At 66.3% G+C, this 3153-nt stretch carries 3 protein-coding genes; 2 read left to right on the forward strand and 1 reads right to left on the reverse strand.

The annotated features are described in order from the left end of the window. Together QZ609_RS25850 and QZ609_RS25855 are read left to right on the forward strand one after the other, a co-directional pair. The coding region (locus QZ609_RS25850) for an isocitrate/isopropylmalate family dehydrogenase (protein ID WP_295501168.1) at positions 1–392 on the forward strand (392 nt) is incomplete at its 5' end. Between the two features lie 31 nt (positions 393–423). Next, positions 424–1893 carry an NAD-dependent succinate-semialdehyde dehydrogenase gene (locus tag QZ609_RS25855; RefSeq protein ID WP_295501171.1) on the forward strand — a complete coding sequence of 490 codons (1470 nt, stop codon included), beginning with the start codon at positions 424–426 and terminating at the stop codon, positions 1891–1893. 91 nt (positions 1894–1984) lie between these two features. On the opposite strand, the gene QZ609_RS25860 is transcribed toward QZ609_RS25855, so the two are convergent. Further along, positions 1985–3153 (reverse strand): M1 family metallopeptidase (locus QZ609_RS25860; protein ID WP_295501175.1); only part of this gene is annotated, 1169 nt, incomplete at its 5' end.

The following is a 3153-nucleotide window of genomic DNA, read 5'->3' on the forward strand; positions in this document are numbered from 1 at the left end:
AGCCGGGCCGCTTTGACGTGGTGGCCGCCACCAACCTGTTCGGCGACATCCTCTCCGACCTGGGCCCCGCCACCACCGGCACCATCGGACTCGCACCCTCGGCCAACCTGAACCCGGACCGCAGCTTCCCGTCGCTGTTCGAGCCGGTGCACGGCTCGGCGCCGGACATCTATGGCAAGAACATCGCCAACCCGATCGCCATGATCTGGTCGGGAGCGCTGATGCTGGACTTCCTCACGCAGGGGCAGGGCGCGGGCCGTGCGGCGCACGATGCCATCGTCGCGGCCATCGAGGCAGTACTCAAGGAAGGGCCGCGCACACCCGACCTGGGTGGCTCGGCCAACACCACGCAGGTGGGTGAGGCGATTGCCGCGCTGGTCGCTGCCGCTTGATCCCTGAACTGCTGCTTTTATTCGCCAAGCCATGCCTCTTACGCTCACCCGCCCCGACCTGATCCGCAGTGCCAACTACATTGCCGGCGAATGGCTTGCCACTGCCGGCCCGCTGCTCGACGTGACCGACCCGGCCACCGGCTACCTCATCACCCGCGTGCCCGACTCGGGGGCCGCCGAGGCACGCGCCGCGCTCGACGCAGCCCACGCTGCCTTCCCCGCGTGGCGCAAGGTGCCGGCCAAGCAGCGTGCGCAGATCATCAAGCGCTGGAACGACCTGGTGCTGGCCCATCAGGATGACCTGGGCACGCTGATCTCGCTGGAGCAGGGCAAGCCCCTGGCTGAAGGCAAGGGCGAGGTGGCCTACGCCGCCAGCTACATCGAATGGTTTGGCGAAGAGGCCACGCGCATGAACGGCGAGACCATTCCCGCGCCCGTGCCGGGCCGGCGCATGTTCGCGCTCAAGGAGCCGGTGGGTGTGGTGGCCGCCATCACGCCGTGGAACTTCCCGGCCGCGATGATCGCGCGCAAGATCGCCCCGGCGCTGGCGGCAGGCTGCACCGTGGTCTGCAAGCCGGCCGAAGACACACCGTTGACATCGCTGGCGCTGGTGCGGCTGGCACAGGAGGCGGGCGTGCCGCCCGGTGTGCTCAACATCGTCACCGCCTCGCGTGAGCGCACGCCCGAAGTGGTGGATGTGTGGCTGGACGATGCACGGGTGCGCAAGATCACGTTCACGGGGTCCACGCCCGTGGGCAAGCACCTGGCACGCCGCAGCGCCGACACGCTCAAGAAGCTGTCGCTGGAGTTGGGCGGCAATGCGCCCTTCATCGTGTTTGAAGATGCCGACATCGATGCTGCCGTCGACGGCTTCATGGCCGCCAAGTTCCGCAACGGCGGGCAGACCTGCGTGTGCCCCAACCGCGTGTTCGTGCACACCGCTGTGCACGATGCGTTTGCGACCAAGCTCGCCGCGCGCGTTGCTGCGCTCCAGGTCGGCCCGGCCAGTGATCCGGCCTCGCAGATCGGCCCGATGATCAACGCGCGCGCCGTCGAGAAGATCGAGCGGCATGTGCAGGACGCCGTTGCCAAGGGCGCGCGCGTGCTGACCGGTGGCGAACGCCTGACGCAACTGGGCCGGAACTACTACGCACCCACCGTGCTGACCGGCGCCGATGCCACCATGTCCTGCGCCTGCGAAGAGACCTTCGGCCCCGTGGCGCCGCTCACGCGTTTCACTACGGAAGACGAGGTGATTGCGGCGGCCAACGACACACCCTTCGGGCTGGCTGCCTATTTTTACAGCCGAGACGTGCGCCGCATCTGGCGCGTGGCCGAAGCACTCGAGAGCGGGATCGTCGGCGTCAACGAAGGCGCGTTGGCTTCGGAGGCGGCGCCGTTTGGCGGCGTGAAGGAATCCGGCTACGGCCGAGAGGGCTCCACGCATGGCCTGGATGACTACCTCCACACCAAGTACGTTTGCCAGGGGCAGCTCGACTGACTGGCAAAAATAAAAAAACGGCGGACAGTGTCCGCCGCTCTCAAACCGGGTAGCGGGCCGCATCACAACAAGCGGCCCGTTGGCTTTGCGCTTACCGCTTCAAGTCGCTCAGATGCTTCATGATCCCCTGGTACTTGAAGCTGTGGATCGGGCGATCCAGCGCCTGCGCCTGTTGCAGCGCCTGCGGACGCAGCGTACCGGCCGGCGCAACCGCCTGCGCCTGCAGCGTCTTCAGCGCCGGCTGGAAGTGCTGGATGGCGACGATCTGGTTGTACTGGTCCTGGCTGATCAGGCTCGCGTTATACAGCTGCGTCGCATCCCCGGCGATGTTGGTGGTGGCCGCCTTGTTGTTGATCGAACCGGCCTGCGCCAGCAGCGCGCTCCACAGCGTGGGGCTGTAGTTGGTCACGTAGTAGTCCAGCCCGGTCGGGTTGGCCAGCACCGCCGAGCACGTCGGCAGCGTGACCTGCGCGGTCTGCTGGTCGAGCACGATGGTCTGCGTCTGCGCCAGGTTGTCGCCGTAGGCCAGGGTCAGCGGAATATTCCACTGATAGCCGGAGTAGATGTTCTTGTTCGGCATGGCGCGCTGCGTGATGGTCAGCACGTTCTGGTTGGTGGCGGGGTTGCATTGCGCGTCGATGGTGACCAGCGGCACGCCGGTCTGGCGCACGAAGCTGTCGCCCACCTTGCCCACCGGCTTGCCGCTGGCGGCTTCCAGCTCCGCCCACAGGCGCGGCGGCGTGCCGTTGCCGAACTTGTACTTGGTCAGGTACGACTGCAGCCCGCGGCGCATGGCGTCCTTGCCGACGTAGTTCTCCAGCATCTGCAGCACGTGGCCGCCCTTGTTGTAGGCAAAGCGGTCGAGGAAGTCCATCGAGCCGGCGTCGCTCAGGTTGTGCTGCACCGGCACCGAGGTCGGCTGCAGGTCCAGCGTGTAGATGCGCTGCTTGACCGCCGCATAGCCATCCCACGTATTGCCCGGGAACTCGGGGTGCAGCGTGATCTTGGTGACGTTCTCGAACCAGTTGGCGAAGGATTCGTTCAGCCAGATGTCATCCCACCAGTCGAGCGTGACGAGGTCGCCAAACCATTGGTGTGCGAGTTCATGCGACACCACCACGAAGGAGCGTGCCTTGCCCATCGAGTGGACGGTGGTCGGCGCGCCATCGGGCGGCACCAGCACCTGGTCGGCAAACTCGAAGATCGCGCCCCAGTTCTCCATGCCGCCAAAGCCGGCATTCTTGTTGTTGTAGCTGTCGT

The sequence above is a fragment of the uncultured Ralstonia sp. genome, assembly GCA_913056305.1.
Taxonomy (GTDB): Bacteria; Pseudomonadota; Gammaproteobacteria; order Burkholderiales; family Burkholderiaceae; genus Ralstonia.